Origin of the sequence: Pseudomonas sp. NPDC088885, assembly GCF_044750025.1 — a bacterium.
GTDB lineage: Bacteria > Pseudomonadota > Gammaproteobacteria > Pseudomonadales > Pseudomonadaceae > Aquipseudomonas > Aquipseudomonas rustica.
This window is the reverse complement of record NZ_JBIVJB010000203.1, coordinates 1-2,768: the sequence shown is the minus strand read 5'-3', so window position 1 is coordinate 2,768 and position 2,768 is coordinate 1. Positions and strand designations below refer to the sequence as shown.

General features: G+C 59.5%; 2 protein-coding genes. Both read left to right on the top strand.

The window, feature by feature from the left end; translation table 11 throughout:
- The coding region (locus ACIP1X_RS28455) for an NADP-dependent isocitrate dehydrogenase (RefSeq protein WP_400755922.1) at nt 1-2,020 on the top strand (2,020 nt) is incomplete at its 5' end.
- A 206-nt stretch (nt 2,021-2,226) separates the two neighbouring features.
- On the top strand, nt 2,227-2,673 hold the full coding sequence (locus tag ACIP1X_RS28450) for an NUDIX hydrolase (RefSeq protein ID WP_400755921.1): 447 nt from the start codon (nt 2,227-2,229) through the stop codon (nt 2,671-2,673).
- The last annotated feature ends 95 nt before the right edge of the window (nt 2,674-2,768 follow it).

Genomic DNA, 2,768 nt, shown 5'->3' with positions numbered 1-2,768 from the left:
GGGCGACCTGGCCGTTACGCCTGAAGCCAACATCATCAAGCTGCCGAACATCAGCGCTTCGGTGCCTCAGCTGCAAGCCGCGATCAAAGAGCTGCAAGCCCAGGGTTACAACCTGCCGGACTACCCGGAAACCGTGACCAGCGACGCCGACAAAGACGCCAAGGCGCGTTACGACAAGGTCAAGGGCAGCGCCGTGAACCCGGTTCTGCGTGAAGGCAACTCCGACCGTCGCGCTCCGCTATCGGTTAAAAACTATGCGCGCAAGCACCCGCACAAAATGGGCGCCTGGGCCAAAGACTCCAAGTCCCACGTCGCTCACATGAGCACCGGCGATTTCTACGGCAGCGAAAAAGCTGCCCTGATCGACGCCGCTGACGCCGTGAAGATCGAGCTGATCGCCAAAGACGGCACCGCGACCGTTCTGAAAGAAAAAACCACCGTTCAGGCTGGCGAGATCCTCGACTGCGCCGTGATGAGCAAAAACGCCCTGCGCGCGTTCATCGCTGCTGAAATCGAAAGCGCCAAGGCCCAGGGCGTGCTGCTTTCGGTTCACCTGAAAGCGACCATGATGAAGGTCTCCGACCCGATCATGTTCGGCCAGATCGTTGCCGAGTTCTATAAAGACGCGCTGACCAAGCACGCTGCCGTGCTGGCCGAGATCGGCTTCAACCTGAACAACGGCATCGGCGATCTGTACGCTCGCATCAAAGCCCTGCCGGCTGAGCAGCAAGCGCAGATCGAAGCCGACATGGCCGCCGTCTACGCCGCTCGTCCGTCGCTGGCGATGGTCAACTCCGACAAAGGCATCACCAACCTGCACGTGCCGAGCGACGTTATCGTCGACGCCTCGATGCCAGCAATGATCCGTGACTCCGGCAAAATGTGGGGCACTGACGGTCAACTGCACGACACCAAGGCTGTGATTCCGGATCGTTGCTACGCGACCATCTACCAGGCTGTGATCGAAGATTGCAAAGCCAATGGCGCTTTCGATCCGACCACCATGGGCAGCGTGCCAAACGTTGGCCTGATGGCGAAGAAAGCCGAAGAGTACGGCTCGCACGACAAGACCTTCCAGATCAAGGCTGACGGCGTGGTTCGCGTGACCGACAGCAAAGGCACCCTGCTGATGGAACAGGCTGTTGAAGCCGGCGACATCTTCCGCATGTGCCAGACCAAAGACGCGCCGATCCAGGACTGGGTCAAACTGGCCGTCAACCGTGCTCGCGCCAGCAGCACGCCAGCGATCTTCTGGCTCGACCCAATGCGCGCTCACGACGGCGTAGTGATCGAGAAAGTTCAGGCTTACCTGAAGGATCACGACACGGCCGGTCTGGACATCCAGATCATGGCGCCAGTCGACGCGATGAAGTTCACCCTGCAGCGCACCCGCGAAGGCAAGGACACCATTTCGGTGACCGGCAACGTACTGCGCGACTACCTGACCGACCTGTTCCCGATCATGGAACTCGGCACCAGCGCCAAGATGCTGTCGATCGTGCCGCTGATGAACGGCGGTGGCCTGTTCGAAACCGGCGCCGGCGGTTCGGCTCCGAAGCACGTGCAGCAACTGGTTGAAGAGAACTTCCTGCGCTGGGATTCGCTGGGCGAGTTCCTCGCACTGGCAGCGTCCCTTGAGCATCTGGGCGTGAACTACAACAACCCGAAAGCGCTGGTGCTGTCGAAAACCCTGGATCAGGCCACTGGCCAGTTCCTCGACAACAACAAGTCGCCATCGCGCAAAGTCGGCAACATCGACAACCGCGGCAGCCACTTCTACCTGGCGATGTACTGGGCTCAAGCCCTGGCCGCCCAGACTGAAGACGCGGCACTGCAAGCGCAGTTCGCGACGCTGGCAAAAACCCTGACCGAGAACGAAGCAACCATCGTTGCCGAGCTCAACGCCGTTCAGGGCAAGCCAGTCGACATCGGCGGTTACTACCACGCCAATGCCGAGCTGATCAGCAAGGCCATGCGCCCAAGCGCAACCCTCAACGCGGCGATTGCTGCGCTGGTTTAAGGTTGTAAAGGGAACATCACAAACCCCGGCCTGGTGCCGGGGTTTGTGTTTCCGGGTTTTATGATCACCACAAACCCTGTGTGGGAGCGGGCTTGCTCGCGAATGCGGTTTATCATTCAACCTCTTCATTGACTGACCCACCGCTTTCGCGAGCAAGCCCGCTCCCACAGGGGATTGGGTTTCAATTCAATATTTGAGGAAGACTCATGGAATGGCTCCCCCACATCACCGTCGCCACCATCGTCGAGGACAACGGTCGCTTCCTGATGGTTGAAGAACACAAAGCCGGGCGCAACGTGCTCAACCAGCCCGCCGGTCATCTCGATCCGGACGAAACCCTGATCGACGCCGCCATCCGCGAAACCCTTGAAGAAACCGGCTGGGACGTCGAACCCACCGGCGTCATCGGTATTTATCTGTACACCGCCCCGAGCAACGGCGTGACCTACCAGCGCGTGTGCTTCAGCGCCAAAGCCGTCAAACATCACCCGGATTACCAATTGGACGACGGCATCGTCGGCGCCAAGTGGCTGACCCGCGACGAATTAATGGCTCAACGCGAGCACTGGCGCAGTGAGCTGATCATCCGTTGCATCGACGATTATCTGGCCGGGCATCACTTCAGCCTCGAACTGATCCGCCCTTCTCTTTAGCCTTGAGGCCGCGAGCCTGCTAGAATCGCGTCCTTTTTCAAGACACTCATTGAATCCCTATGCGTGATCCAGCCCCTTCTGACACATCCAAGAAG